At 70.2% G+C, this 25,038-nt stretch carries 24 protein-coding genes and 1 tRNA gene; 15 read left to right on the top strand and 10 right to left on the bottom strand.

The genetic code is table 11. From position 1 onward, the window contains the following. Positions 1 to 1,200, top strand: a 1,200-nt coding sequence (locus IWX63_RS08890) for a polysaccharide deacetylase family protein (protein WP_199277784.1), incomplete at its 5' end; no start/stop codon positions are given. A gap of 312 nt (positions 1,201 to 1,512) precedes the next feature. On the opposite strand, the gene IWX63_RS08885 is transcribed toward IWX63_RS08890, so the two are convergent. Next, entirely contained in the window at positions 1,513 to 2,007 is a 495-nt protein-coding gene (locus IWX63_RS08885; protein WP_199277783.1) for a Dps family protein, read from the bottom strand. A 215-nt stretch (positions 2,008 to 2,222) separates the two neighbouring features. On the opposite strand from IWX63_RS08885, the gene IWX63_RS08880 reads away from it, so the two are divergent. Then, a complete protein-coding gene (locus tag IWX63_RS08880; protein ID WP_334685751.1) occupies positions 2,223 to 2,762 on the top strand; it encodes an SRPBCC family protein in 540 nt (179 codons plus the stop codon). 87 nt (positions 2,763 to 2,849) lie between these two features. On the opposite strand, the gene IWX63_RS08875 is transcribed toward IWX63_RS08880, so the two are convergent. The 3 genes from IWX63_RS08875 to IWX63_RS08865 all read right to left on the bottom strand — a co-directional run bounded on the left by IWX63_RS08875 (position 2,850) and on the right by IWX63_RS08865 (position 4,200). Then, positions 2,850 to 3,071, bottom strand: coding sequence for a hypothetical protein (locus tag IWX63_RS08875; protein ID WP_199277781.1), 222 nt, complete (start codon positions 3,069 to 3,071; stop codon positions 2,850 to 2,852). A gap of 101 nt (positions 3,072 to 3,172) precedes the next feature. Next, entirely contained in the window at positions 3,173 to 3,970 is a 798-nt protein-coding gene (locus tag IWX63_RS08870) for an SDR family oxidoreductase (RefSeq protein WP_199277780.1), read from the bottom strand. Positions 3,971 to 4,126: 156 nt separating this feature from the next. Then, positions 4,127 to 4,200 (bottom strand) — tRNA-Val (locus IWX63_RS08865). A gap of 195 nt (positions 4,201 to 4,395) precedes the next feature. Here IWX63_RS08865 and IWX63_RS08860 point away from each other — a divergent pair. The 5 genes from IWX63_RS08860 (at position 4,396) to nhaA (ending at position 9,156) form a co-directional block, all read left to right on the top strand. After that, positions 4,396 to 4,647, top strand: a complete 252-nt coding sequence (locus IWX63_RS08860) for a DUF2630 family protein (protein ID WP_199277779.1) — start codon at positions 4,396 to 4,398, stop codon at positions 4,645 to 4,647. After that, a complete protein-coding gene (locus IWX63_RS08855; protein WP_199277778.1) occupies positions 4,647 to 5,315 on the top strand; it encodes a haloacid dehalogenase type II in 669 nt (222 codons plus the stop codon). The genes IWX63_RS08860 and IWX63_RS08855 overlap by 1 nt, the downstream gene beginning before the upstream one ends. Before the next feature lie 221 nt (positions 5,316 to 5,536). Continuing rightward, positions 5,537 to 6,916: a TrkH family potassium uptake protein gene (locus IWX63_RS08850; RefSeq protein WP_199277819.1), complete on the top strand. Its 1,380-nt coding sequence runs from the start codon at positions 5,537 to 5,539 to the stop codon at positions 6,914 to 6,916. A 7-nt stretch (positions 6,917 to 6,923) separates the two neighbouring features. Continuing rightward, positions 6,924 to 7,607, top strand: a complete 684-nt coding sequence (locus IWX63_RS08845) for a potassium channel family protein (RefSeq protein WP_199277818.1) — start codon at positions 6,924 to 6,926, stop codon at positions 7,605 to 7,607. A gap of 130 nt (positions 7,608 to 7,737) precedes the next feature. Beyond that, the gene (gene nhaA / locus IWX63_RS08840; protein WP_199277777.1) at positions 7,738 to 9,156 is read left to right on the top strand and encodes a Na+/H+ antiporter NhaA; all 1,419 of its coding nucleotides are present in this window, start codon (positions 7,738 to 7,740) and stop codon (positions 9,154 to 9,156) included. Position 9,157: 1 nt separating this feature from the next. Here the strand turns inward: nhaA and IWX63_RS08835 are convergent, their stop codons facing one another. Beyond that, complete coding sequence (locus IWX63_RS08835) at positions 9,158 to 9,412, bottom strand: hypothetical protein (RefSeq protein ID WP_199277776.1); 255 nt, start codon at positions 9,410 to 9,412, stop codon at positions 9,158 to 9,160. Beyond that, a complete protein-coding gene (ku, locus tag IWX63_RS08830) occupies positions 9,412 to 10,251 on the bottom strand; it encodes a non-homologous end joining protein Ku (protein WP_199277775.1) in 840 nt (279 codons plus the stop codon). Before ku ends, IWX63_RS08835 begins: the two co-directional genes overlap by 1 nt. Before the next feature lie 69 nt (positions 10,252 to 10,320). Between ku and IWX63_RS08825 the strand changes: the two genes are divergently transcribed. The 4 genes from IWX63_RS08825 to IWX63_RS08810 all read left to right on the top strand — a co-directional run bounded on the left by IWX63_RS08825 (position 10,321) and on the right by IWX63_RS08810 (position 16,328). Further along, positions 10,321 to 10,815, top strand: coding sequence for an SRPBCC domain-containing protein (locus tag IWX63_RS08825; protein ID WP_199277774.1), 495 nt, complete (start codon positions 10,321 to 10,323; stop codon positions 10,813 to 10,815). A gap of 100 nt (positions 10,816 to 10,915) precedes the next feature. After that, positions 10,916 to 13,408, top strand: coding sequence for an ATP-dependent DNA ligase (locus IWX63_RS08820; RefSeq protein WP_199277773.1), 2,493 nt, complete (start codon positions 10,916 to 10,918; stop codon positions 13,406 to 13,408). 36 nt (positions 13,409 to 13,444) lie between these two features. After that, a complete protein-coding gene (locus IWX63_RS08815; RefSeq protein WP_199277772.1) occupies positions 13,445 to 15,829 on the top strand; it encodes a phosphoketolase family protein in 2,385 nt (794 codons plus the stop codon). Between the two features lie 34 nt (positions 15,830 to 15,863). Beyond that, complete coding sequence (locus IWX63_RS08810) at positions 15,864 to 16,328, top strand: SRPBCC family protein (protein ID WP_199277771.1); 465 nt, start codon at positions 15,864 to 15,866, stop codon at positions 16,326 to 16,328. A gap of 73 nt (positions 16,329 to 16,401) precedes the next feature. Here the strand turns inward: IWX63_RS08810 and IWX63_RS08805 are convergent, their stop codons facing one another. Further along, positions 16,402 to 17,103, bottom strand: coding sequence for a FadR/GntR family transcriptional regulator (locus tag IWX63_RS08805; protein ID WP_199277770.1), 702 nt, complete (start codon positions 17,101 to 17,103; stop codon positions 16,402 to 16,404). Positions 17,104 to 17,245: 142 nt separating this feature from the next. Between IWX63_RS08805 and IWX63_RS08800 the strand changes: the two genes are divergently transcribed. The 3 genes from IWX63_RS08800 to IWX63_RS08790 all read left to right on the top strand — a co-directional run bounded on the left by IWX63_RS08800 (position 17,246) and on the right by IWX63_RS08790 (position 21,409). Beyond that, entirely contained in the window at positions 17,246 to 18,610 is a 1,365-nt protein-coding gene (locus tag IWX63_RS08800; protein WP_199277769.1) for an SLC13 family permease, read from the top strand. Positions 18,611 to 18,674: 64 nt separating this feature from the next. Beyond that, positions 18,675 to 19,901 (top strand): CaiB/BaiF CoA transferase family protein, encoded by a 1,227-nt coding sequence (locus IWX63_RS08795; RefSeq protein WP_199277768.1) that lies wholly within the window; start codon positions 18,675 to 18,677, stop codon positions 19,899 to 19,901. Further along, a complete protein-coding gene (locus tag IWX63_RS08790) occupies positions 19,898 to 21,409 on the top strand; it encodes a carboxyl transferase domain-containing protein (protein ID WP_199277767.1) in 1,512 nt (503 codons plus the stop codon). The genes IWX63_RS08795 and IWX63_RS08790 overlap by 4 nt, the downstream gene beginning before the upstream one ends. A 100-nt stretch (positions 21,410 to 21,509) precedes the next feature. On the opposite strand, the gene IWX63_RS08785 is transcribed toward IWX63_RS08790, so the two are convergent. Then, on the bottom strand, positions 21,510 to 22,616 hold the full coding sequence (locus IWX63_RS08785; protein ID WP_199277766.1) for a GTP pyrophosphokinase: 1,107 nt from the start codon (positions 22,614 to 22,616) through the stop codon (positions 21,510 to 21,512). Positions 22,617 to 22,773: 157 nt separating this feature from the next. Here IWX63_RS08785 and IWX63_RS08780 point away from each other — a divergent pair, with 157 nt between their 5' ends. After that, complete coding sequence (locus IWX63_RS08780; protein WP_442859117.1) at positions 22,774 to 23,586, top strand: alpha/beta fold hydrolase; 813 nt, start codon at positions 22,774 to 22,776, stop codon at positions 23,584 to 23,586. Between the two features lie 14 nt (positions 23,587 to 23,600). Here IWX63_RS08780 and IWX63_RS08775 read toward each other — a convergent pair whose 3' ends face one another. After that, positions 23,601 to 24,401 (bottom strand): isocitrate lyase/PEP mutase family protein, encoded by an 801-nt coding sequence (locus IWX63_RS08775; protein WP_199277764.1) that lies wholly within the window; start codon positions 24,399 to 24,401, stop codon positions 23,601 to 23,603. Beyond that, on the bottom strand, positions 24,394 to 25,035 hold the full coding sequence (locus IWX63_RS08770; RefSeq protein WP_199277763.1) for an alpha/beta hydrolase: 642 nt from the start codon (positions 25,033 to 25,035) through the stop codon (positions 24,394 to 24,396). The genes IWX63_RS08775 and IWX63_RS08770 overlap by 8 nt, the downstream gene beginning before the upstream one ends. Between the last annotated feature and the right edge of the window lie 3 nt (positions 25,036 to 25,038).

Genomic DNA, 25,038 nt, shown 5'->3' with positions numbered 1-25,038 from the left:
GGTTCGTCGATCTACTGGAGCCCCGGTGCCGGAGCGCACGAGGTGCACGGGGGGATCCGCGGACGCTATCTCGCGTTGGGCGGACCGGCCGGCTTCCTGGGCTTCCCGCTCACGGACGAGACCGCCACCCCGGGCGCCGCCGGTCGGTTCAACCACTTCAGCGGTGTGAACGCCGGTTCGTCGATCTACTGGAGCCCCGGTGCCGGAGCGCACGAGGTGCACGGGGGGATCCGCGGACGCTATCTCGCGTTGGGCGGACCGGCCGGCTTACTGGGATTCCCGCTCACGGACGAGACCGCCACCCCCGACGGGGTCGGCCGGTACACCCACTTCAGCGGTGTGAACGCCGGTTCGTCGATCTACTGGTCGCCTGCCACGGGAGCCCACGAGGTGTACGGAGCCATCCGAGCCCAGTGGGTGGCCCTCGGTTGGGAGCGCAGCCGGCTCGGCTACCCGACCAGCGGCGAGTACGGCATCACGGGCGGGCGCCGCAGCGACTTCCAGCGCGGTTCGATTCTGTGGCACGCGGCCAGCGGCAGGACCGAGGTCATCAACACCAGCGTCCCGTCGACGCTCCTGGGCGTGGACCTCGAGCGCATTCCGACCACGCAAAAGGTTGTCGCGCTCACGTTCGACGCCGGAGCCAACGATGCCGCCCTCCGATCGATCCTCGCCACCCTCGCAGCCAACGGCGTCCCGGGCACATTCTTCCTCACCGGAGACTGGGTTTCCCAGTTCCCCTCCGACCCGGCGCTGATCTATAACGCGGGGCATCGGATCGGCAATCACTCCATGACCCACCCGGACTTCACGACCCTGGCCGACGCCCAGATCGCGGCCGAGATCAGCAGCGCGCAGAGGACCATCAGGGCCGCTGGAGGCGACCCGCTCCCGTTCTTCCGCTTCCCCTTCGGCGCCCGCGATTCCCGCACGATCGCAGATGTCAACGGTGCTGGTTACGCGGCGATCCGGTGGACCGTTGACACCCTGGGCTGGCAAGGCACCATGAACGGAACCCGCGGCGCGAGCTTCATCGTCCAGCGCGTCATGGCTTCCGCGCAGCCCGGGGAGATCGTCCTGATGCACCTCGGCTCGAACCCCGACGACGGCTCAACGCTCGATGCCGCGGCCCTCCCGCAGGTCATCGCCCAGCTCCGGGCGGCAGGCTACGGCTTCGTCACCCTCGACGCCGCCCTATGATCCTTCATCTGTTCATTCCACCGATGGCTGGATTCAACCGGTCGGCGCAGCAGCCCGTTGGTGTTCTCGTTCGTGTCTCGCTGCCGCGCGCCCAGGACTGTCGCTTCGACCGAGCTCGTAGTACGCGCAGTGCTCGCCCGGTTCGAAGGTGCAGGACGAGTACGCGCCTCAGGGCCCCGAGGCTCTTGATGTAAAGCGCCTCAGGAAAAGGCTCAATTGACGCAGGACGACCAGGGCTCTGCGGTAAGGCACCGGACGGACAGGAGGGGATGCGCGCGGCGCATCCCCTCCTGTCCGGTCTGCCGGGGTCGGTCAGACAGTGGCCTTCTCGGTGCCGGCGGGCGTGACGACCTCCGCCGTGGGTGTCATGTTCTCGGCGTCGACCATCCACGCGTACTGCTCGAGCTTCGCGATGAAGCCGTGCAGCAGGTCGGCGGTGGTGGGGTCTTCCTCGTCGATCTGGTCGTGGACGTCGCGCATGGTGTTCACGGTGGCGTTCAGCATCCGGACCACGAGGCCGACGGTGTCCTTGGTCGAGACGAGACCGGCGGGGAACGGATCGATCTTGGTGCCCTCGGCCACGGCCACGCTGCGTCCGTCGGGCACGGCGTGCAGCGCGCGCATCCGCTCCGCCATCTCGTCCGCGAACAGGCGGGCGTCCTCGATGATCTCGTCCAGCTGCAGGTGGAGGTCACGGAAGTTCTTGCCGACCACGTTCCAGTGGGCCTGCTTGCCCTGCAGGTGCAGCTCGATCAGGTCGACCAGGACGGCCTGCATGTTGTCCGTGAGGGTGGATGAAGCCTTCATGAGTCCTCCAGTGCTAGAGAAAATTTCTCCCCCAGCCGGGCGCCGGAGGCGCAGATTCCGGCCGGAGGGACCTCTTTCACCCTAGCCCTGCGCGTTGGCCAATTCCACCCGATCTGCCTACGCTAAGGGGACTTACGGTTTCGCCGTGCCGCATGCCCTGCGCGGGTGTACGGGCGGCACCGGAGTCCGACCAAGGAGGAACCGTTTTGGCTTCAGTGCAGGAATCCATCGACGTATCAGTACCGGTCAGCACCGCCTACAACCAGTGGACGCAGTTCGAGAGCTTCCCCCAGTTCATGGGCGGCGTCGATTCGATCACGCAGACCTCCGACACCACCACCCACTGGGTGACGAGCATCGGGGGCGTGCATCGCGAGTTCGATGCCGAGATCACCGAGCAGCACCCGGACGAACGTGTGGCCTGGAAGAGCACGGACGGCGAGTCCCACGCCGGCGTAGTCACCTTCCACCGCCTGGACGAGAACACCACGCGGCTCATGGTGCAGATCGACTGGCACCCGGAGACGTTCATCGAGAAGGTCGGGGCCGTCGTCAACGCCGATACCGCCCAGGTGAAGGGTGACCTCAAGCGGTTCAAGGCGTTCATCGAGAAGAGCGGCGGCGAGACGGGCGCCTGGCGCGGCGACGTCGCGGCACCGCACTCGGGCGTCACGTCCGAGGCGGAACCGGCCAACAGCACCCTGCCGGACACCTCGGCCGACGATCCCGAGTCGGGTGGCCCGCGCGTCGGCTGATGCGTCCCGTGCCGCAGGAGGCGGATCCCTTCGGGGGTCCGCCTCCTCGTTCGTCCTAGGGGATATGCCCCGCCTCGATGGACGCGATCAGGCGTGACGGAGGCGGTAGCCGTCCGCCCGGTGGAGGAGCCGGCGCCCGCCGCCGTCGTTCAGCTGGATCCACACCACGGCGGCGTCGTCGGTCCGCATTTCCAGGATCCCGCGGAGCTGGGGTCCGGTGGCGGGGTGGAGGGTGACGTGCTGGCCACGCTTGAAGCCCGACCAGTCCTGGACCTCGGAGTCGGGTGCTGGGGGGACGAGAGCATTCATGGTGGGCCTTTCCGAAGGATCCGGGACTCCAACGCTAGCCGCGCTTCCTGAACGGCGCGTGAATGCCCGTTGAAGAGTGGGGCGGTTCGTGCCCCGGCGGGTCAGAGGGTCCGCCAGTCCCCGCTCGTCAGGTGTGATCCCGCCTGGGGTCCCATGAGGAGCATGCCGCCGTCGACCACGAACGAGGCCCCGTTGACGTAGCTGGAGGCGCCGGAGGCGAGGAAGGCCACGACGTCGGCGATCTCCTCGGGCGCACCGGGCCGGCCGAGCGGGATGCCGGGACGGTCCATGGAGCGTGGGTCCTGCTCCGCGGAGTCGTTCATGGGCGTGTTGATCTCGCCGGGCAGCACGGCGTTGGCGGTGATGCCCCGATCCGCCAGTTCGAGGGCGATGGTCCGGATGAGGCCGCCGAGGCCGTGCTTGGAGGCGTCGTACGCCGCCGAGCCCACGCGAGGCTGCTCCTGGTGCACGCTGGTGACGGCGATGATGCGTCCGCCCCGGCCGCCGTCGATCATGTGCCGTGCCGCGCGCTGGAGGCAGACGAACGCGCCGTCGAGGTTCGCGCCGAGGGTGCCGCGCCACGTGTCCCAGTCCGTCTCCATGAACATGGTGCCGCCGTTGACGCCGGCATTGTTGACGAAGACGTCGAGGCCGCCGAGCTCCTTCGCCAGCTGGTCGACGACGTCGCCGCAGGCCGGCGCGTCCGTGGTGTCCAGCCGGGCGACGGCGGACCGCACGCCCTTCTCCCGCACGAGGCGGGCGGTCTCCTCGGCTCCCTCCTGGTCGGAGTGCCAGGTGACGCCGACGTCGCAGCCCGCCGCTGCGAGGGCGATGGCCGTCGCCCGGCCGATGCCGGAATCGGAACCGGTGACGATTGCTCTGCTCGGTGTGAAGTCCATGTCCCCATCCTTCGCATCCGGCCGCGTGGCGTGCAAGGGAAACCTAGGGGTCGACGTCGGCCGGCATGAGGCAGGTCGGAATCGCCGGGACACAGGGAAGGCCCGTACCGACGTAGCGGTACGGGCCTTCCCTGTGCTGTCTCCAGCCGATCCTCGTGCCTGCGCGGGGCCTCGATCCCCGGGCCTTCCGCGTGTGAAGCGGGTGCTCTACCAGACTGAGCTACACAGGCAATTGGTTCTCCCATAGCTTAGGCCATCCGGGCGCCGCACCAAATTCTCCCGGTACGGCACGGCGGGGTTCGGCCGCGTCAGGTGCGCGCCGGGTAGTCGTGCTGGTCATCGCCACGCGGCCTCAGTAGCCTCGAGGAAAGCCCGCCGAGCGTTCTCGGTGCCGGTCGGGCACCGCCCCACGAAGGGACAGCACCATGGACAACCAGGACATCCTGCAGCGCATCCAGACACTCGTCCAGGAGGAGCACGACCTCCGTGAGCAACCCCAGGACGCCGATGCGGGGGCGGAGCAGCAGGACCACGCCACCCGCCTCAAGCGCGTCGCGGAGGATCTCGACCAGTGCTGGGACCTGCTGCGCCAGCGCCGCGCGAAGGCCGACGCCGGTGAGAACCCGGCCGACGCCGATGCCCGTCCCGTCAGCCAGGTGGAGGGGTACCGCCAGTAATGGGCCTGCCCCTCGTGCTGTTCGACGTCAACGAGACCCTCTCCGACATGGGGCGGATGTCCCAGCACTTCGAGGAGGTCGGCGCTCCGCCGCAGCTGGCCGCGCTGTGGTTCGCCTCGGTGCTCCGTGACGGGTTCGCCCACACGGTCGTCGGGCGGAACACGCCCTTCGGCGAGGTCGCCGAGGATGCCCTGCGCACGGTCCTGGCGGGGCAGCCGCTCAACCGGGACGTCGGGGATGCGCTCCGGCACGTGATGACGAGCCTGCAGGAGCTGCCCGTCCACCCGGACGTCGCCGAGGGGCTCCGCGCGCTGACCGGCCGCGGCTTCGAGCTGGCAGCCCTCACCAACGGTGCCGCCGCGACGGCGGAGGCCCTCCTCGAGCGGGCAGGCGTCCGCGGTGACGTCGGGCCTGTCCTGTCCGTCGAGGACGCGCCGCGATGGAAGCCTGCACCGGAGGCCTACGCCTATGCCCTCCGGACGGTGCAGCGGGAGGCGGCGGACGTCGTGCTCGTCGCGGTCCACCCGTGGGATATCGACGGCGCTGCACGCGCGGGGCTCCGCACGGTCTGGCTCAACCGCGCCGGGGTGCCCTACCCGGCTGCCATGACCCGGGCGGACCACGAGGTGTCGACGATCGCCCTGCTGCCCGACCTCCTCGCCGCCTGAGGCCTGCGCACACCGGGCGGACACCCGGCGGAGCTGCCGCGGCAGGCGGGCCTCCTCGAGGCGAACGCATCAAGAAAGCGTAAAGACGCCGCTTCCGGCTCCGGTCGTCGGGTTGAATGAGCGACTGGTGCGGATCGTCCGCGCCGGTCGCACCGTCCCCGGAGGTCGAGCGCATTCCCGTGTCATCACGCGCCTCATCGCTCCGGGAGTTCCGCAGCTCCATGGCAGCCGCCCTCCGCCGGCCCGTGCAGGCCGTCAGGGTGGGGCTCGAGCGACTTGCTCCCCGCCATCCTGCCCAGGTGATCGTGCTCGGTTTCGGAGCGGCGATCCTCGTCGGCACGGTGCTGCTGATGCTCCCGAGCTCGAAGGCGGGAGACGGGGGCGCCACATTCCTCGAGGCGTTCTTCACGGCCACCTCCGCCGTCTGCGTCACCGGGCTGATCATCGTGGACACGCCGGTCTACTGGACCGAAGCGGGTCACGCGATCATCCTGGCCCTGATCCAGGTCGGTGGTTTCGGCATCATGTCCTTCGCCTCCCTCCTCGGCGTTCTCCTGGCCCGCCGGATGGGCCTCCGCTCGCGCATCTCGACGGCGGCGGAGACGAAGAGTGTCGGCTTCGGCGACGTCCGCAGCGTGCTCCTCGGGGTCCTGCGGGTCACCCTGGTCGTGGAGTCCGTGACGGCGGTTCTGCTCGCCGCGCGCTTCTGGCTGCACTACGGCCACGGCCCCGGCGAAGCGGTGTGGCTCGGGATCTTCCACTCGGTGTCCGCCTTCAACAACGCCGGGTTCGCGCTGTTCAGTGACAACCTGATCGGGTTCGTGGGCGACCCCTGGATCTGCCTGCCGATCTGCGCCGCCGTCATCATCGGCGGATTGGGTTTCCCGGTCCTCTTCGAGCTGCGCCGGCACTTCCGGTTGCCCCGGAAGTGGCACATGACCACCAAACTGGTGCTGAGCGGCACCGTGGTGCTGCTGGTCCTCGGCACGGTGTTCATCACGCTCGTCGAGTGGTCCAACCCTGCAACCCTCGGTGCCCTGCGGCCCGGGGAGCGGATCCTCGCCGGATTCTTCCAGTCCGTGATGACACGGACGGCCGGCTTCAACAGCGTCGACTTCGCGCAACTGGATCCGGTCACCCTCCTGGGCATGGACGTGCTGATGTTCATCGGCGGCGGTCCCGCAGGAACGGCCGGCGGCCTGAAGATCACCACGTTCGGCGTGCTGTTCTTCATCGTCTACACCGAGATCAGCGGCGGCACGGCCGTCAACGTCTTCGGCAAGCGCCTGCCCCGTTCCGCCCACCGGCAGGCGATCTCGATCGTCCTGCTCGCCGTCGGGCTCATCACCACCGCGACGATGTTCCTCATGCTCACCACCGACTTCGGCCTCGACCGGATCCTCTTCGAGGTCGTCTCCGCCTTCGCGACGGTCGGCCTCTCCACGGGCATCACGGCCGGCATCCCGCCCGCGGGCCAGGTGGTCCTGATCCTCGTGATGTTCGCGGGACGGCTCGGTCCGGTCACCCTCGCCTCCGCGCTCGCCCTCCGCTCCAAGCCCCTCTACTACGAATACCCGAAGGAAAGGCCCCTCATTGGCTAGGCAGCGCATGTTCTCCTCCAGGCCCGGCAACGCGATCGCCGTCGCGGATTCCGTCGCCGTCATCGGCCTCGGCCGATTCGGCGGCTCCCTCGCCCTCGAACTGGAGGAGGCCGGGACGGAGGTGCTCGGGATCGACGACGACGAAGACGTCGTCCAGTCCTACAACGGCCTGCTCACGCACGTGGTGCGAGCCGACACCACGAAGGAGGAGGCCCTGCGCCAGTTGTCCGTGCCGGACTTCGACCGGGTGGTGGTGGGGATCGGCAGCGACCTCGAGGCGAGCATCCTGACGACGTCGATCCTGCTGCGTTTCGAGCGGCCGACCATCTGGGCGAAGGCCGTCAGCGAGCCCCACGCGCAGATCCTCTCGCAGCTGGGGGTGGAGCGCGTGATCCGTCCCGAGCAGGACATGGGCAGGCGCGTCGCCCACCTGGTCCGGGGGACGATGCTCGACTACGTGGAGTTCGAGGACAACTTCGCCATGGTCAAGACCCGGCCACCACGGGAGTACTGGGATCGTGAACTGGGCACCACCGGAATCCGTGCCAGATACGGCGTGACCGTCGTCGCCGTGAAGCGTCGTGGGGGCACGTGGGACTACACCACGGCAGCGACGACCCTGTACGACGACGACGAGATCATCGTGGCGGGACCGACCGACAAGGCCGAGCTCTTCAGCTCCCTCGTCTGAGCGTGCAGCGCAAGGCCCGTGGGGCGGCGCTTTTTTTCGCGGTCCGATGCGCCCGCGCGCTACGCTGGACACCTTGGTGAGCCGGGAAGTCTGGTCGGCGCTCATTCGAGCGCGCCCGACCTAGGAACCCATGACCTCCCATCACGCACCGTCCAGCCCGCCCGGAACCCCCCGCGGCGCCACCGTCTTCACCCGCAGCAGCTACCCCGAGCACTTGCGTATCTCGGGCATCCTGCGCAAGGAGACCGTCGGCGGAGGACTTCTCCTCCTCGCGACCGTCCTGGCGCTCATCCTGGCCAACACCGCCGCGGCGGACACCTACTTCGCGGTCCGCGACTTCACCTTCGGCTACGAGCCCTGGCACCTCGAGCTGAGCGTCGGGGCCTGGGCCGCGGACGGCCTGCTCGCCATTTTCTTCTTCCTCGCGGGCCTCGAGCTGAAACGCGAATTCGTCGCCGGTGACCTGCGCAAGTTCGACCGCGCGATCGTGCCCGTCGCAGCCGCGATCGGCGGCGTCGTCGTGCCCGCACTGGTGTACGTCGCGATCACGCTGAACGCGGGTCCCGAGGCGCTGCGCGGCTGGGCCATCCCGACGGCGACGGACATCGCCTTCGCCGTGGCCGTCCTCGCCGTCGTCGGCTCCTCGCTCCCGAGCTCGCTGCGCATCTTCCTGCTGACCCTCGCCGTGGTGGACGACCTCCTGGCCATCAGCATCATCGCGTTCTTCTACTCCGAGGACATCTCCGTCCCGCCGTTGCTGATCGCGATCGTCCCGCTGGCGGCGTACGCCTTCCTCGCGCAGCGCTTCCCCACCTTCTTCCAGCGCCGGGCCTGGGCCCCGTGGCTGATCCTGCTCCCGCTCGGGTTCGTGGTGTGGGCCCTGGTCCACGAATCCGGGGTGCACGCCACCGTCGCCGGCGTCCTGCTCGGGTTCGCGATCCCCGTCCTCCCGCGCGGCGTGAAGGCCTCGGACCTCGACGATCCGGCCCAGGCCGTGGACACCGAGCCGGCCGACGGGCCGGCCAAGGCGCACGACGTGCAGCCCGATGGCCTGGCCGACACCCTCGAACACCGCATCCGCCCGCTGTCGGCGGGCTTCGCCGTGCCCGTGTTCGCCTTCTTCTCCGCCGGAGTGGCCATCGGTGGCTTCGAAGGACTCGTGAGTGCCATCACCGACCCCATCGCCGTCGGCATCATGGTGGCACTCGTCATCGGCAAGCCGGTGGGGATCCTGCTGGCCACCCTCGCCGTCACGAAGACCACGAAGGCGAGCCTGGACCCCGACCTCACCTGGGTGGACATCGTGGGCGTCGCCCTGCTTGCGGGCGTCGGCTTCACGGTGTCGCTGCTCATCGGCGAACTCGGCTTCGGCCAGGGCACGCCGCAGGACGACCACGCGAAGGTCGCCATCCTCGCCGGGTCCCTGATCGCCGCGCTCGCCGCAGCCGTGGTGCTGCGCCGGCGCAACAAGCGGTACCGCGAGATCGAGGAGCAGGAGAAGATCGACGCCGACAACGACGGCGTCCCCGACGTCTTCGAGCAGCGCTAGCTCAGGCGTTCACGCGCCGCCACAGCCAGGACAGCGTCAGGGCGCCTGCACTGCGACGGAATCCGCTCTGCCCGGACACCACCTCGAGGGCGGCCCAGACGGCCAGGCACACGGCACTGGCCCGGCGCAGGCGCTCGCGGTTCCCCGCATCGAGCGCCAGGAAGGAGGCCGCGCCGAGCACCGCCCACCCCAGGATCGGGGCGTTCGGCTTCTGGGCGACCGTCTGGCGGCCGAGGCTGTCGGTGAAGAAACCCATCACGCACCCTTCTTCCTGGAGGAACCGGACTCCTTCGCGGACCCGGCCTTCTTCTCGCGGTTCTTCTCGACGCTGCGACGCAGGGCCTCCATGAGGTCCAGCACGTTGTCGCCGTCGTCCTCGTCCCTGGCATCGCCGAAGGTCTCCTCCGTGTCGAGGGTGTCGCCCTTCTCGATCTTCGCGTCGATCAGGGTGCGCAGCTGCACCTGGTAGTCGTCGGTGAAGTTCTCCGGATCGAAGTCGGTGGAGAAGGAGTCGACGAGGGCGGCCGACATCTCCTTCTCCTTGGCCGAGATCCGCACCTTCTCCTCGAGGGACGGGAAGGACGCCTCCCGCACCTCGTCGTCCCACAGCAGCGTCTGGAGCATCAGGACGTCGCCCCGCACGCGCAGCGCGGCGAGGCGGCTCTTCTGGCGGAGGGAGAACTGCACGATCGCGGTGCGATCCGTCTCCTCGAGCGTGCGTCGCAGCAGGACATAGGCCTTGGTCGAGGTGCTGTCGGGCTCCAGGAAGTACGCGCGGTCGAGCATGATCGGGTCGATCTGGTCGCTCGGGACGAACTCGACCACCTCGATCTCCCGGCTCCTCTCGACCGGCAGGGCGGACAGATCCTCGTCCGTCAGCACCACCGTGTGCTCGCCGTCATCGAACGCCTTGTCGATGTGCTTGAAGTCCACCACCTCGCCGCACACCTCGCAGCGCCGCTGGTAGCGGATGCGGCCGCCGTCCTTGTCGTGCACCTGGTGCAGGGAGATGTCGTGATCCTCGGTGGCGCTGTAGACCTTGACCGGCACGTTCACCAGGCCGAACGCGACGGCACCCTTCCAGATGGCTCTCATGGGTCCAGTGAACACCAGACAGGCTTACCGGGCCAGAGGATGCCCTCCGGCCACCCCTAGACTTGGGGGGTGACTTCCGAGACCGTAGAGCCCATCGTCAGCAAGACCACCAGCGACGACGGCGAGACCGTGCTGCGCCTGGAGTTCCAGTTCGCTTTCCCGCCGACCGTGCTGTGGAAGCACCTCACCGAGGTCGAGAAGCTGAAGTACTGGTTCCCGTGCGAGATGGAGTTCGAGCCGCGCAAGGACCAGGAGATCCTGTTCCGCTTCGCCGACCAGAAGCCCCTCCGCGGCACGGTGCTGGAGGCCGAGAGGCCGTCGGTGCTCGCCTACACCTGGGAGCGGGACATGCTCCGCTGGGAGCTCGCCCGGACCGCGGACAACGGCTCGCAGCTGGTGCTGTTCCTGACCCCGGGCAGCCCGCGCCACTCGGCCACCATGGCGGCCGGCTGGCACCTCACCATCGCGGGTCTGGACGACTTCCTGAACAAGCGCAGCCTCGGGCAGGACCCCGCGCTGTGGGACACCTACGTGGCCCGGTACCGCGAGCAGTTCGGGGACTGAGCCCCGCGGGGATCCTCCGGCGGACCGTCCCGGGGCCCGACAGCGGCCCGACCGCCGATTGGGACTGGAATACCGCGGGCATCCGGTCAAGACTGGGGGAATGGCCCCTCCCCGCTCCGCAGGGCAGCAGACCGTCACCGTCGACGGGCGCACGCTGCGCCTCTCCAGCCTGGACAAGGTGCTGTACCCCGCCACCGGCACCACCAAGGCGGACGTCCTCGCCTACTACGCAGCCGTCGCGCCCCACCTGATCCGCCACGCAGCGCACCGCCCGGTGACGCGCAAGCGCTGGGTGCACGGGGTCGGCACGCCCGAGGACCCCGGCCAGGTGTTCTTCCAGAAGAACATCGACGACAACGCCCCGGCCTGGGTCCCGCGGAACGCGATCAAGCACAAGGACCACACCAACGTCTATCCGATGGTCGACGACCTGGCCACGCTCACCTGGCTGGGGCAGATCGCCGCGCTCGAGCTCCACGTGCCCCAGTGGCGCTTCGAGGCCGACGGCGCCCGGGGAAACCCGGACCGCCTCGTCCTGGACCTCGACCCCGGCGACGGCGCCGGACTGGCGGAATGCGCCGCCGTGGCCGGACTCGCCCGGCCCATCCTGCAGGGCATGGGCCTGGAGCCGTTCCCCGTCACCAGCGGCTCCAAGGGCATCCACCTCTACTGCGCCCTCGACGGCCGGCAGACCTCCGAGCAGGTCTCCGCCGTCGCCCATGAACTCGCCCGCGCCCTCGAGGCCGACCACCCGGATGTCGCGGTCAGCGACATGAAGAAGGCCCTCCGCCCCGGCAAGGTGCTCGTGGACTGGAGCCAGAACCACGCGAACAAGACGACGGTGAGTCCCTACTCGTTGCGCGGGCGCTTCGAGCCGACCGTCGCCGCGCCACGCACCTGGGAGGAGATCGCGTCCGAGGGCCTCGCCCACCTCGACTACCGCGAGGTGCTGCAGCGGATCGAGGTGCTGGGGGACATCCTGGCCCCCGCCACACCGCCCTTCTCCCCGGCAGGGGAGGGCGGGGGAGCCGCGGACCGGCTCTCGACGTACCGCTCGATGCGCGACGCGTCGAAGACCCCCGAACCGGTCCCCGATGCGGTGGGGCCGACCGGCGGCAACAGCTTCGTGATCCAGGAGCACCACGCGCGGCGGCTGCACTACGACGTCCGGCTGGAACGCGAGGGCGTCCTCGTGTCCTGGGCCGTCCCCAAGGGTCCTCCGCTGACGCCGAACAGGAACCACCTGGCCGTGCAGACCGAGGACCACCCCCTCGACTACGGCTCCTTCGAAGGTAATATTCCCAAAGGAGAATACGGAGCGGGCGACGTGTCGATCTGGGATGCCGGGACCTACGAGCTGGAGAAGTGGCGGGACGGCAAGGAAGTCATCTGCACGCTCCACGGTAGGCCCGACGGCGGACTCGCCCGGGGTGGCGCCGCGATCCGCCGCTACGCGCTCATCAACACCGGCGGCGCGCCGGGCGGCAAGAGCAACTGGCTCATTCATCTGATGAAGGAACAGCCCGCCGAGGCGCAGCAGGGCCCGGGCCAGGACGCTGCACCCGCCTCCCCAGCACCCGCCACCACAGCCCCCGCCCCCTCGCAGTCCGGTCCGCCGTCCGGCGGCCCCGCCATCCTGCGGCCCATGCTCGCGACCCTCGGCTCGGAGCAGGCGATCCCCGATCCGGAGGACTGGGCCTACGAGATGAAGTGGGACGGCGTGCGCTGCCTCGCCGTCGTCCAGGGCGGCCGGGTCCGGTTGGTCAGCCGCAACGGCGTCGACACCACGCCGACCTACCCCGAGCTGGGTGACCTCGACGGGCTCGTCAGCGCGGACAGCGCGGTGCTCGACGGCGAGATCGTCGCGCTGAACGCCAAGGGCCGCCCCGATTTCGGTCTCCTGCAGACGCGCATGAAGCTGACCCGCCGCGCCGAGATCGAGGCCGCGCGGGGCATCACACCGGTGCGCCTCATGCTCTTCGACCTGCTGGAGCTCGACGGCACCGACTTGACCGGCCTCGAGTACCGCCAGCGCCGGGAGCTGCTCGGGAAAGCCGTCGACGAGGCGGAGGACGGGCATGTGCAGGTCCCGCCGACGCTCGACGCCACGCTCCATGAGGCGGTCGAGGCGAGCCGGCAGCTGGGCCTGGAGGGCATCATGGCCAAACGCCTCACGAGCGACTACCAGCCCGGCGCGCGCTCGGCGTCCTGGGTGAAGATCAAGCACCTGCACACGCAGGAGGTCGTCGTGGTGGGCTGGCGTCCCGGCAGGGGCAGCCGCGCGGCGAAGGTGGGGTCCCTGCTCGTCGCCGTGCCCGACGGCGTCGACCTGCGCTACGTGGGCCGGGTGGGATCGGGGCTGACCGAACGCGACCTCGCAGAGGTGGGAGCCCGCTTGAAGAAGCTGGCCCGCAAGACCGCCCCCCTCGGTGACGTCCCGGGCGCCGACGCGTCCGACGCCCACTGGGTCCGGCCGGCCCTGGTCGGCGAGGTCCAGTACAGCGAGCACACCGGCTCCGGTCGCCTCCGGCATCCCGTCTGGCGGGGCTGGCGCCCCGACAAGTCGCCGTCCGACGTCGTCGTCGAACTCTGAACGGACCGATACAGCGCATCACCCAAGGAGGCAGATATGAGCACTCTCGATATCCCGGGGCTGGACGCCTGGTGGCGGGCCGCCAACTACATCTCGGTGGGCCAGATCTACCTGCGGGACAACGCCCTGCTGACCCGCCCGCTCGTCGGGGAGGACGTGAAGGCGCGGCTGCTCGGGCACTGGGGCACCACGCCCGGGCTCAACTTCGTCTACACGCACCTGAACCGCGTGATCTCGGAGCGGCGACAGGAGATGCTCTTCGTCACCGGTCCCGGCCACGGCGGGCCGGCGAACGTGGCCAACGCCTGGCTCGAGGGGACGTACTCCGAGGTGTACAGCAGCATCGGCAGGGACGGCGCGGGGCTCAACGCCCTGTTCAAGCAGTTCAGCTACCCCGGCGGCATCCCGTCCCATGCCGCGCCGGAGACCCCGGGATCCATCCACGAGGGTGGGGAGCTCGGCTACGCGCTCGCCCACGCCTACGGCGCCGTGTTCGACAACCCCGACCTCATCGCCGCCACGGTGGTGGGTGACGGCGAGGCAGAGACCGGACCACTGGCCACGAGCTGGCATTCGACCAGCTTCGTGGACCCCGCGGTGGACGGCGCCGTGCTGCCGATCCTGCACCTCAACGGCTACAAGATCGCCAATCCCACCGTGCTGTCCCGCATGCCCGAGGAGCAGCTGCGGCAGCTGATGTACGGCTACGGGTACGACCCGCACTTCGTCACGGTGTCCGACCCGTCCGCCACGGAGGAGGCCCACCGGGACTTCGCCGCCGTCCTCGACGCCTGCATCGACGACATCCACGCCATCCAGGAGGCGGCGCACACCGAACCGGCCGCACCGGACGCCGCCGCACCCCGGTGGCCCATGATCGTGCTGCGCTCGCCGAAGGGCTGGACCGGGCCGGCGGTGGTCGACGGCCTGCCCTCGGAGGGGACGTGGCGCGCGCACCAGGTGCCGCTGTCCGGGATCCACGAGAACGAGGAGCACCTCCACCAGCTCGAGGAGTGGATGCGGTCCTACGACCCGGCGTCGCTCTTCACGGACACCGGGGAACTGCGGCCGGCGATCGCCGCGCTCGCCCCGGAGGGCCCCCTCCGCATGAGTGCGACGCCCTACGCCAACGGCGGCTGGCTCCTCCACGACCTCGTGCTGCCCTCCTATGCCGACCACGCCGTCGAGGTCACGCGGCCGGGCGTCGGGAAGGCGAGCCCCATGATGACGGTCGGCGGCTACCTCCGGGACGTCATCGAGCAGAACCCGCACAACTTCCGCCTGTTCGGGCCGGACGAGACGGCGTCGAACCGGCTGTCGGCCGTCTACGAGGTCACGGACAAGGTCTGGCAGCCGCGCATCGAGGACATCGACGAGCACCTCGCCCGCTCGGGCCGTGTGATGGAGGTCCTCAGCGAGCACCTGTGCCAGGGCTGGCTCGAGGGCTACCTCCTCACCGGCCGGCACGGCGTGTTCAACTGCTACGAGGCGTTCGTGCACATCGTGGACTCGATGTTCAACCAGTTCGCGAAGTGGCTCAAGGTGCACCGCGCACTGTCCTGGCGCCAGCCCATCGCGTCCTTCAACTACATGCTCTCCAGCCACGTCTGGCAGCAGGACCACAACGGGTTCTCCCACCAGGATCCGGGCTTCATCGACCACGTGGTGAACAAGACGGCGGACATCATCCGGGTCTACCTGCCGCCGGACGCCAACACGATGCTGGCGGTGACCGAGCACTGCCTGCAGACGCGCGACACGGTCAATGTGATCGTCACCGGCAAGCAGCCCGCGCCGACGTGGCTCGGACCCGAGGAGGCGCACCTGCACGTGAAGCGGGGCATCGGCATCCTCGATTTCGCGGGATCCGAGGAGCCGGGCGTGGAGCCCGACGTGATCCTCGGCTGCGCCGGCGACGTGCCGACGCTCGAGGCCGTGGCTGCGGCGGGACTGCTCAAGGCGGCCATCCCGGGGCTCAGGATCCGCGTGGTCAACGTGGTGGACCTCATGCGCCTGCAGGACAGCTCGGAGCACCCCCATGGATTGTCGGCACGGGACTTCGACACGCTGTTCACGACCACGAAGCCCGTGGTCTTCGCGTATCACGGCTACCCGTGGCTCATCCACCGGTTGACCTACCGGCGGACCAACCACGCGAACCTGCACGTACGCGGGTATAAAGAGGAAGGCACCACGACGACGCCGTTCGACATGGCGATGCTCAACCAGATCGACCGGTTCCAGCTGGCGATGGACGTGATCGATCGCGTACCCGCCCTCGGTGCCACCCAGGCGCGCTTCCGCCAGGACCTCCAGGACCAGCGGCAGCGTGCATGGCAGTACACGCGCGACGCCGGGAAGGACCTCGAGACCATCACCGGCTGGACGCTCGACGAATCTTCGCCGGACGACGCGAAGTAAAACCCGTCGTCCACGACCAGAAGGAGAACGCCGCATGACAGAGTCCCGCATTTCCGCGACCCGCACCATCGACGCACCCGCCGGTGCGATCTTCGACCTCCTGTCCAACCCCGCCCACCACGCCGCCCTCGACGGCTCGGGCATGGTCCAGTCGGACAGCAAGTCGGACCGCATCACCGCCGTCGGCCAGATGTTCACCATGAACCAGAACTGGGACAAGATGGGTGGCGACTACCAGACGGACAACCACGTGGTGGGCTACGACCCGAACAAGCTGCTCGCCTGGAAGACGGCTCCCGCAGGGGACGTGCCTCCGGGCTGGGAGTGGGTGTGGGAGCTGCAGCCCGCAGGCCCGGACGCCACCGAGGTCACCGTGACCTACGACTGGTCCGCCGTGACGGACAAGGCGATCCTCAAGCAGCTGAGCTTCCCCGAGGTCTCGCAGGACGCCCTGTCCTCGACGCTGGCGAACCTGGCGGCGCAGGTCTCCGAGGACTGATCCTCCGGACCACATAGCGTCACGCGCGGCGGCGGCCGGTCCCCGAGGGGCCGGCCGCCGCTGGTGTCCGGCGCTATTCCAGCAGGGCCACATCCGAGACGAGCTCGATGTGGCGCTGCATGGCGGCCGCCGCCGCGGGGGGGTCCTGCGCGCGGACGGCCTCGGTGATGCTCCGATGCGACTCGAGGGACTTCTCCGGCCGGCCGGGCTGGGCCAGGGACTCGATACGGGTCTCGAGCACCATCTCCCCGATGAAGGCCATGAGCTGCGCCAGCACCGGAGAGTGCGCGGCGGCCGTGACGGCCTGGTGGAAGAGCTCGTCGCCGTGGGCGCCGCGGCCGCCGTCGTCGATCTCCGCCCGCATCTCGTCGAGTGCGTGATCGATCGCAGCGAGGTCCTCGTCCGTCCGGCGCTCCGCCGCGAGGGCGGCGAGCCTGACCTCGAGCGTGCTGCGGGCCTCGACGATGTCGGGGAGGCGGTTCCGATGCTCGCGCAGTCCCTTGATGACACTGGCCACGCTCGCACGGTGACGCAGCACCGCTCCGGTGCCGTGGTGCACGTCGATGACGCCGAGGACCTCGAGCGCCACGAGCGCCTGGGCGAGCGTCGCCCGCGAGACACCGAGCCGTTCGGCGAGATCACGCTCGGCGGGCAGCAGGTCGCCGGGTCGCAGCTTCGCCGATTCGATGTAGCCGAGGAGTTGCTCGACGAGCTGTTCGTAGAGCCGCGGGCGCGCGAGGCGGCCCAGCGGTGGTGGGCTGGCGTCGTCGGTCATCCTGGTACTCCCCCGTGTCGTGGTGAGGTAATGCTATCCCTCGCTGATTGACAGGGACACCCACTCTCCTACAGGCTAGGCCAGTGCACCTGTAACACGGGTCACACCTAAGCCACCTGTTCATTGCCCACGGAGGATAACGATGTCCGCTCCACTCCTATCGATCATCATCCTGGCGGCGATGTTCCTGATAGCCACCCTGCTGCCCATCAACATGGGGGCGCTCGCCTTCGTCGGCGCCTTCCTGCTCGGGGCGGTCGTCCTCGGCATGGAGACCGACGACATCATCGCCGAATTCCCCGGCGGCCTGTTCCTCACCCTGGTCGGGGTGACCTATCTCTTCGCCATCGCCCAGAACAACGGGACGATCGACCTCCTGGTGCAGGGTGCCGTGAAGCTCGTGCGCAACCGGGTGGCACTCATCCCCTGGGTGATGTTCCTGATCACCGCCGTCATCACCGCGGTCGGGGCCCTCGGCCCCGCCGCCGTCGCCATCATGGCTCCCGTGGCGCTCGGCTTCGCGGCCCGCCACAAGATCTCGCCGCTGCTCATGGGCATGATGGTGGTCCACGGCGCGCAGGCGGGCGGCTTCTCGCCCATCGCCGTCTACGGCGTGATCGTCAACGACATCGTGGGACAGTCCGGGTTCGAGTCGAGCCCGCTGGCCGTCTTCCTCGCGAGTTTCATCTTCAACCTGCTCATCGCCGTCGCGCTGTTCGTCGTCCTCGGCGGCCGCACCCTCATGTCCGAGCGCGTCACCCAGTTCGTGGAGGAGGCCTCCGAGGCCCGCCTGAGCGTGAGCCCCGGAACCCGCCGGGCCGACGTCGCCTACAAGGGGACCGGCAGCGGCACCTACGGCCCGCGCGATCCTGCCGGCGACGGCGTCGTCGCCACCAGGACCCGCGAGGACCGCGTCTCCCAGGGTGCCACCATCCTCGGCCTGATCGCCCTCGCGGTCATCGCCCTCGGATTCAGCGTCGACGTCGGCTTCGTCGCCATCACGGTCGCCGTCATCCTCGCCCTGATCTCCCCGAAGGCGCAGAGCGGGGCCGTCAACAAGATCGCCTGGTCCACCGTGCTGCTCATCTGCGGCATGCTCACCTTCGTGGGTGTCCTCCAGGCCGCCGGCACCATCGACTACGTCTCCAACGGCGTCGCCAGCCTCGGCATGCCGCTCCTCGCGGCGCTGCTGATCTGCTACATCGGCGCCGTGGTCTCCGCGTTCGCCTCCTCGACGGCCATCCTCGCCGCGCTGATCCCCCTGGCCATCCCGTTCCTGGAGACCGGGGCCGTCGGCGCCGTCGGCGTGGTCTGCGCGCTCGCCGTGTCCTCCACGATCGTGGACGTCTCGCCCTTCTCCACCAACGGTGCCCTCGTCCTGGCGAACGCACCCGAGGGTACGGACAAGGAGCGCTTCTACAAGCAGATCCTCGGCTACGGGGCGATCGTCGTCGTCGCCGGCCCGATGATCGCCTGGCTCGTCCTCGTGGTCCCCGGCTGGCTCTGAGCCTGCCGGTCCACGGCGGACGCACCGCCACCGCACGACCCATCGCACCGACCCCGGAGGAACCATGACCGCCGAGACCACCGCACCGCAACCGACCGTCGGCGGGGAGCGCGGGGGACCCCTCGCCGGGCGCCTCGTCGTCGACCTCAGCAGGGCCCTCGCCGGACCGCACGCCGGGATGATGCTGGGCGACCTCGGGGCGCGCGTCATCAAGGTGGAGACCCCGGGAACCGGGGACGACACCCGCGGGTGGGGGCCGCCCTTCGTGGGACCGGACGAGGACCGCCAGTCCACCTACTTCCTGTCCTGCAACAGGAACAAGGAGTCGATCGCCCTCGACCTCAAGAGCGACGACGGGCGGGCGGTCCTCACCGACCTGCTGCGCCGCGCGGACGTCGTCGTCGAGAACTTCCGGCCGGGAGTCCTGGACCGGCTCGGTTTCTCCACGGACGCGATGCTCGAACTGAACCCCGGGCTGGTCATCCTCTCCATCACCGGGTTCGGTCATGACGGGCCCGAGGCGAAGCGCAGCGGCTACGACCAGATCGTGCAGGGCGAGGCCGGCCTGATGTCCGTCACCGGGCCGGACCCCGACAACCCGCAGCGCGTCGGCGTCCCCATCGCCGATCTCCTGTCCGGGATGTACGGCGCGTACGGGGCGGTCGCCGCGCTGCTGGAGCGCGAGCGGACGGGCCGGGGCCAGGTGGTGCGCACGTCGCTGCTCGCCGCGATCATCGGCGTCCACGCCTTCCAGGGCACCCGGACCACCGTGGCGGGCGAGGTGCCGCAGGCGCAGGGGAACCACCATCCCTCGATCGCGCCCTACGGACTGTTCAGCTGCCGGGGAGGCAAGGTGCAGATCAGCGTGGGCAGCGAGAAGCTGTGGGCCGCCTTCACCGCGGCGTTCGGGCTCGACGCGGGCCTGCCCGAGTTCGCCTCGAACGCGGACCGGGTGCGGAACCGGGACCTGCTGATCGAGGTCATCGAGGACGCGTTCTCCGCCTACGAGTCCGAGCCCCTCCTCGCGAAGCTCAACGAGGCCGGGATCCCCGCCGGGAAGGTGCGCACGCTCGACGAGGTGTATGCCTGGGACCAGGTCCACTCCCAGGGCCTGCTGGTGGACGTCGAGCACCCCCTGCTCGGCACCATCGCGCTGCCCGGCCCGCCCCTGCGCTTCTTCGACGGGGCGTCCGAGACCACGACCCGCAGCCACAGCGCGCCGCCCCTGCTCGACGGCGACGGCGCGGCGATCCGCGCGTGGCTCACGGCGTCGGACAGTGACCGCGCGTGAGCGCTGAGGCCCGCACCCGGCACCTGACCGCACGCGAACTCATCGACGCCGTCCTCGACGCCGGGTCCTTCGCGTCGTGGGACAGCCCCGTCCCCTCGCCCTACCCCGATGCGGGTGCCGCGTACGAGGACGAACTGCGGCGCGCACGGGAGAAGAGCGGGGCGGACGAGTCGGTGCTGACCGGCGAGGGCCTCATCCACGGCCGCCGGGTGGCCGTCATCGTCTCGGAATTCACCTTCCTCGCGGGCTCGATCGGCAGCGCCGCCGCGCACCGGATCACCGCCGCGGTCCGCCGGGCGACGGCGGAGGGGCTGCCCCTGCTGGCCGGCCCCGCCTCCGGGGGCACCCGCATGCAGGAGGGCACGCCCGCGTTCCTCTCCATGGTCGACATCACCGGTGCGGTGCGGGCCCACCGGCAGGCGGGCCTGCCCTACCTCGTCTACCTCCGGCACCCCACCACCGGTGGCGTCATGGCTTCCTGGGGGTCCCTCGGCCACGTCACCGTCGCCGAACCCGGCGCGCTGCTCGGCTTCCTGGGCCCGCGCGTCTACGAGGCGCTCTACGGGGAAGCCTTCCCGTCCGGTGTCCAGACGGCCGAGAACCTGTTCGACAAGGGACTCATCGACGCCGTCGTCCCGCCCGGGCAGCTGGCCGCGATCGTCGACACGGCACTCTCCGTGCTGCTCGCGGAACCGGCCCGCCTGCCCCCGCCGCCCCCGACCGTCGCCGTCACCCCGGGCGACGGCGACGCATGGGCTTCCATCCTCATCTCGCGCAACCGGCGGCGCCCCGACCTCCGGCGCCTGCTCGCCGCCGGAGCCCGCGACGTCCTGCCGCTCAACGGCACCGGGCAGGGCGAGAAGGATCCCGGGCTGCTGCTCGCCCTGGCCCGGTTCGGGGAGCAACCGTGCGTGGTGCTCGGCCACCAGCGGCCGCGGCGCCCCGAGGACGCGGTGATGGGACCGGCGTCGCTGCGGGAGGCGCGGCGCGGCATGAAGCTCGCCGAGGAACTGGGGCTCCCGCTGCTGACCGTCATCGACACCGCCGGCGCGGACCTGTCCAGGGAGGCCGAGGAGGGCGGGCTCGCCGGGGAGATCGCCCGATCCCTGCACGACCTCATCGGGCTCGCATCGCCGTCGGTCTCCGTGCTGCTGGGCCAGGGGGCGGGAGGCGGCGCGCTCGCCCTGCTGCCCGCGGACAGCACCATCGCCGCCGAGCACGCCTGGCTCTCGCCCCTCCCGCCCGAGGGTGCCAGCGCGATCGTGCACCGCACGGTGGACAGGGCGCCCGAGATGGCGGAGGCCCAGGGTGTGAAGGTCGCCGCGCTCGTGGACCGCGGCGTCGTGGACCACGTAGTCGACGAGCGGCCCGACGCCGCCGAGGAGGGCCGTGCCTTCTGCGAACGGATGGCCTCGGCCATCGAGTACGAGTTGGCACGCGTGAAGGGCCTGCCGGCCGATGACCGGCTGGAGCGCCGGGCCGGGAAGTACAGGGCCGGCACCCTCTGAGGAAGGCCGACCGGGGCATGCTCCACACCGGGGCACGCGTCCGGGGGCGCGTCCGGACCCAAGTGCGTCCGACCGGGGCGGCGCGCAGCACCCCGACCGATCAGGCGGGGTGCTGCGCCCGGTAGATCTCCATCTGGCGATGCCGGCGCTGCAGGCTGTCCCGGCGGGGCGTGCTGTCGGCGTCCGCCGCCTCGGCCGTCAGGTCGATGTGGCGCTCGCCGTAGTGCCACAGCAGCATGTCGTCGAGGAGCCGGTCCGGGCCGGGGGAGTACCGGTGGTCGAGTGCCTTGCGGACCGTGGTGATGGTGTCCGCCTGCAGCAGGTCCACGAGTTCCAGGGTGGTCTTCCGCCCGTGCGCCGCGAGCAGTTCGGCGGCCCACCCCCAGTTGTCGTCCGACTTCCGGTCCACGTGGGGCAGGAGCGTCTGCCAGACGTCGCGGATGCGGTTGGGGGTCAGCGGGGCGCTGCCCTCGCCGTCCTCGTCCCAGAACCCCGTGACGGTCTCATACCGCTCGTGCAGTTCGGCGAAGGCCGATTCCACGGTCTCGAGCATGGCCGCGGTCCCCGTGAACTGGCGGTCGAAGTAGGGGCTCCACGCCTTCGGGTTGGATGCCTTGAAGCGGATGTCGTGCTCGATCTCCGACCACGCGTGCGCCAGCACGGTGCGCACCTGCACCTCGAAGAGATAGCTCCCCGCAGCCTTCGTCTCCGGGTCCACGGCCTGCTGGAAGCTCCGCACCACGTCGTTGTGGATGGTGCGCATGATGAGGTGGCGGCTCGAATAGCCGTACGTCCCGGACTCGATGGACCCGATGTCCTTCTCCCGGTCGCCCCGGCAGTCGAACTCCTGGCGCTGCCGCTTGAGGAGGTTCGCGGCGAGGTCCACCTCGTGGGGCAGCGTGGTGATGATGCGGACCCCCACCAGGTCCGTGAGGTTCCGCATCGGATCCGGGAAGACGAGGACCGGCGGCTCCGCGGGGTCCACGGCGGGCAGCGTGCGGGAGGCCTTGTCACGGAAGGACCCGACCGTCTTGGTGCGCGCCGTGACGAACAGGGGTTTCAGGTCCGAGCCCTCGAAGATCGCCGCGATGCTGGACCGCATGGCCTCGGTGACGAGGTCCAGGGCCGGCCGGACCCGTGCGAATTCCCGCGTATGCGCCTCGACGGCAGGGCGCAGCCGTTCGTCGAGATCGTCCCACGCACCCATGCATCCAGCCTTTCAGAGGAGAGTCTTCATCGTAGCCAACCCCGCTGACCGTTACGCTTCCCCTGTGCATCGCGAGAATACCGTGCGTCCGCTGGGTCGCCGCTCCGTCCTGGCCCTGCTGGCTGCCGCCGGGGCCGCCGTCCTCGCGGCCTGCGGGATCCGCCAGGACAGCAGGACCGCCGCCGTGGCGCCGCAGCGCTACCGCTACGGCGACGACCCGAGCCAGTTCGCGGACCTCTACCTTCCCGGCGTGGGGACCGCGGTGCGCGGTGTCGTCGTGATCATCCACGGCGGCTACTGGCGGTCCACCTACGGTGCGGAGCTCGGCGAACCCCTCGCGCAGGACCTCGCGCCGCGCGGCTATGCCTGCTGGAACCTGGAGTACCGGCGCGCGGGGAACGGCGGGGGCTGGCCCGCCACCTTCGACGACGTCGCAGCGGGCATCGACCACCTGGCCGTCGCCGCAGCGGAGCACGGCCTGGACCTGGGCCCGACGACGGCGCTCGGCCATTCCGCGGGCGGCCACCTCGCCGTGTGGGCGGCGGGGCGGTCGACGCTGCCGCCGGGGGCACCCGGTGCCGGCACGCCGGTGGTGCCGCTCGCCGCCGTCCTCAGCCAGGCCGGGGTGCTGGACCTCGCGCAGGCCCGGGCGCTCGGCCTGAGCGAGGACGCCGTGGAGAACCTGCTCGGCGATCCCGGGGATCCCGACCGGTATGCGCTCGCCGACCCGATGACCGCGATCCCCCTCGACGTCCCCGTCTACGCGATCCACGGCACCAAGGACACCACGGTGCCCCTCGGCCAGTCGGAGGCGTACGTGGCGGCGGCCACGGCGGCGGGTGCGACGGCGGAACTCGTCACCGTCCCGGGCGACCATTTCGCCGTCATCACGCCCGGGTCGAAGGCGTGGAAGGCCGTCCTCGACCTGCTCGAGCGTGCGACGGACCCCGGCCCTCCCGCGGCGGGCTGACCGGGGCCTGGTCCCTAGTTCAGCGGGAGCGTCCCCTCGGGCAGCGCCCCGCCGGCGAGCAGCTCCCGTGCGGAGTCTGCCAGCGCCGTCAGGGCGACGCGCTGCGTCCACGGGCCGTAGGAGATCCGGGCGACGCCGAGCTCCTGCAGGCGTGACGGTGCCAGGCTGCCGGGCACGTTGATCACGCTGAGCCGCTGCGGTCCGAAGGCTTCCACGAGGGTGCTCACGGCGTGCTCGTCGAGCAGTCCGGGGACGAACACGTTCGTCGCGCCGACGGCGAGGAACGCCGTGCCGCGCTCGACGGCGTCCGCCAGCACATCCGCCGGATCGCGGTCGCTGGCCTTCACGAAGGCGTCCGTCCGGGCGTTCAGCACGAAGTCGATGCCCTCGGCCTGGCCGGCCTTCACGACCGCCTCCATCTGCGCCACGGCATCGGCCAGTGGCCGCATCTGGTCCTCGATGTTCGCTCCGACGATCCCGACGCCGATCGCCCGGCGCACGGTGTCCCCGGGATCCCCGTAGCCGGACTCGAGGTCGGCGGACACGGGGAGCGTGGTGGCCGCTGCGATCCGCCCGACCGCTGCGATCATCTCCTCCAGGGGGATGTTCTCGCCGTCCTCGTACCCGAGCGACGCGGCGATCGAGTGGCTCGCGGTGGCGAGGGCGGTGGTGCCGGGGACATCGGCGATGGTCCTGGCGCTGATCACGTCCCAGACGTTCACGACCTGCAGGATCTCGGGGGCGGCGTGGAGCCGGGAGAGGGTGGCGGCCCGGGAGGCGAGCTCGGTGCGGCCGGTGGTGGGTGCTTCAGTCATGGCTGACCTTCTGGGTATGGGAGGTGATCCAGGCGGCGGCGCCGTCGACCTCTGAGGGGTGGATTCCGTGACCGCCCTCGCGGACGTTCCGTTCTACTTCGGCGCCGCGGCTCTCGAGGATCGATCCGAGGCGGGTCACGCTGTCGATCGGAGCCATGGCATCGGCCGTCCCGTTGAACAGGGCCGCGGCCGTCCCTGACAGGTCCACGTCGAGGGTGCGCCCTTCGAGCGGGTACATCCCCGAGAAGGCGACGACGTGGGAGACGGCGTCCGGGTGGAGCAGAGCGGCGGCGAGGGCGATGTTCGCGCCGTTCGAGAACCCGACGGCGATGAGCGGTCGGTCGGCGATGCCGTAGTGATCCCGTGCCCAGCCGAGGAACGCGGCGAGCTCGCCCGCGCGCCGGACGACGTCGTCGACGTCGAACACGCCCTCGCCGAACCGGCGGAACCAGCGATTCAGGCCGTGCTCCTGCACCGGGCCCCGCGGCGCGAGGTAGCCCGCCCCGGGCGCCAGGCGGGCGGCGAGTGGCAGGAGGTCGTGCTCGGTGCCGCCCGTGCCGTGCAGGAGCAGCAGTACCGGGGTGCCGGCGGCCCCTGCCTCGAACAGGTGCGGCCAGGTGTGCGTGTCGGTCATGAT

The sequence above is a fragment of the Arthrobacter sp. CAN_A2 genome, from assembly GCF_015752045.1.
GTDB lineage: Bacteria > Actinomycetota > Actinomycetes > Actinomycetales > Micrococcaceae > Arthrobacter_D.
The sequence above is the reverse complement of the archived record's forward strand: the minus strand, read 5'-3'. Positions and strand labels throughout refer to the sequence as shown.

Coding starts and splice junctions, on each gene's coding strand:
- IWX63_RS08835 (WP_199277776.1), bottom strand. CDS start 9,412: ATGGGTTTCTTCACCGACAGCCTCGGCCGCCAGACGGTCGCCCAGAAG.
- IWX63_RS08800 (WP_199277769.1), top strand. CDS start 17,246: ATGTCCGCTCCACTCCTATCGATCATCATCCTGGCGGCGATGTTCCTG.
- IWX63_RS08810 (WP_199277771.1), top strand. CDS start 15,864: ATGACAGAGTCCCGCATTTCCGCGACCCGCACCATCGACGCACCCGCC.
- IWX63_RS08845 (WP_199277818.1), top strand. CDS start 6,924: ATGTTCTCCTCCAGGCCCGGCAACGCGATCGCCGTCGCGGATTCCGTC.
- IWX63_RS08805 (WP_199277770.1), bottom strand. CDS start 17,103: ATGACCGACGACGCCAGCCCACCACCGCTGGGCCGCCTCGCGCGCCCG.
- IWX63_RS08860 (WP_199277779.1), top strand. CDS start 4,396: ATGGACAACCAGGACATCCTGCAGCGCATCCAGACACTCGTCCAGGAG.
- IWX63_RS08875 (WP_199277781.1), bottom strand. CDS start 3,071: ATGAATGCTCTCGTCCCCCCAGCACCCGACTCCGAGGTCCAGGACTGG.
- nhaA (WP_199277777.1), top strand. CDS start 7,738: ATGACCTCCCATCACGCACCGTCCAGCCCGCCCGGAACCCCCCGCGGC.
- IWX63_RS08785 (WP_199277766.1), bottom strand. CDS start 22,616: ATGGGTGCGTGGGACGATCTCGACGAACGGCTGCGCCCTGCCGTCGAG.
- IWX63_RS08885 (WP_199277783.1), bottom strand. CDS start 2,007: ATGAAGGCTTCATCCACCCTCACGGACAACATGCAGGCCGTCCTGGTC.
- IWX63_RS08770 (WP_199277763.1), bottom strand. CDS start 25,035: ATGACCGACACGCACACCTGGCCGCACCTGTTCGAGGCAGGGGCCGCC.
- IWX63_RS08870 (WP_199277780.1), bottom strand. CDS start 3,970: ATGGACTTCACACCGAGCAGAGCAATCGTCACCGGTTCCGATTCCGGC.
- ku (WP_199277775.1), bottom strand. CDS start 10,251: ATGAGAGCCATCTGGAAGGGTGCCGTCGCGTTCGGCCTGGTGAACGTG.
- IWX63_RS08815 (WP_199277772.1), top strand. CDS start 13,445: ATGAGCACTCTCGATATCCCGGGGCTGGACGCCTGGTGGCGGGCCGCC.
- IWX63_RS08795 (WP_199277768.1), top strand. CDS start 18,675: ATGACCGCCGAGACCACCGCACCGCAACCGACCGTCGGCGGGGAGCGC.
- IWX63_RS08850 (WP_199277819.1), top strand. CDS start 5,537: ATGGCAGCCGCCCTCCGCCGGCCCGTGCAGGCCGTCAGGGTGGGGCTC.
- IWX63_RS08820 (WP_199277773.1), top strand. CDS start 10,916: ATGGCCCCTCCCCGCTCCGCAGGGCAGCAGACCGTCACCGTCGACGGG.
- IWX63_RS08775 (WP_199277764.1), bottom strand. CDS start 24,401: ATGACTGAAGCACCCACCACCGGCCGCACCGAGCTCGCCTCCCGGGCC.
- IWX63_RS08855 (WP_199277778.1), top strand. CDS start 4,647: ATGGGCCTGCCCCTCGTGCTGTTCGACGTCAACGAGACCCTCTCCGAC.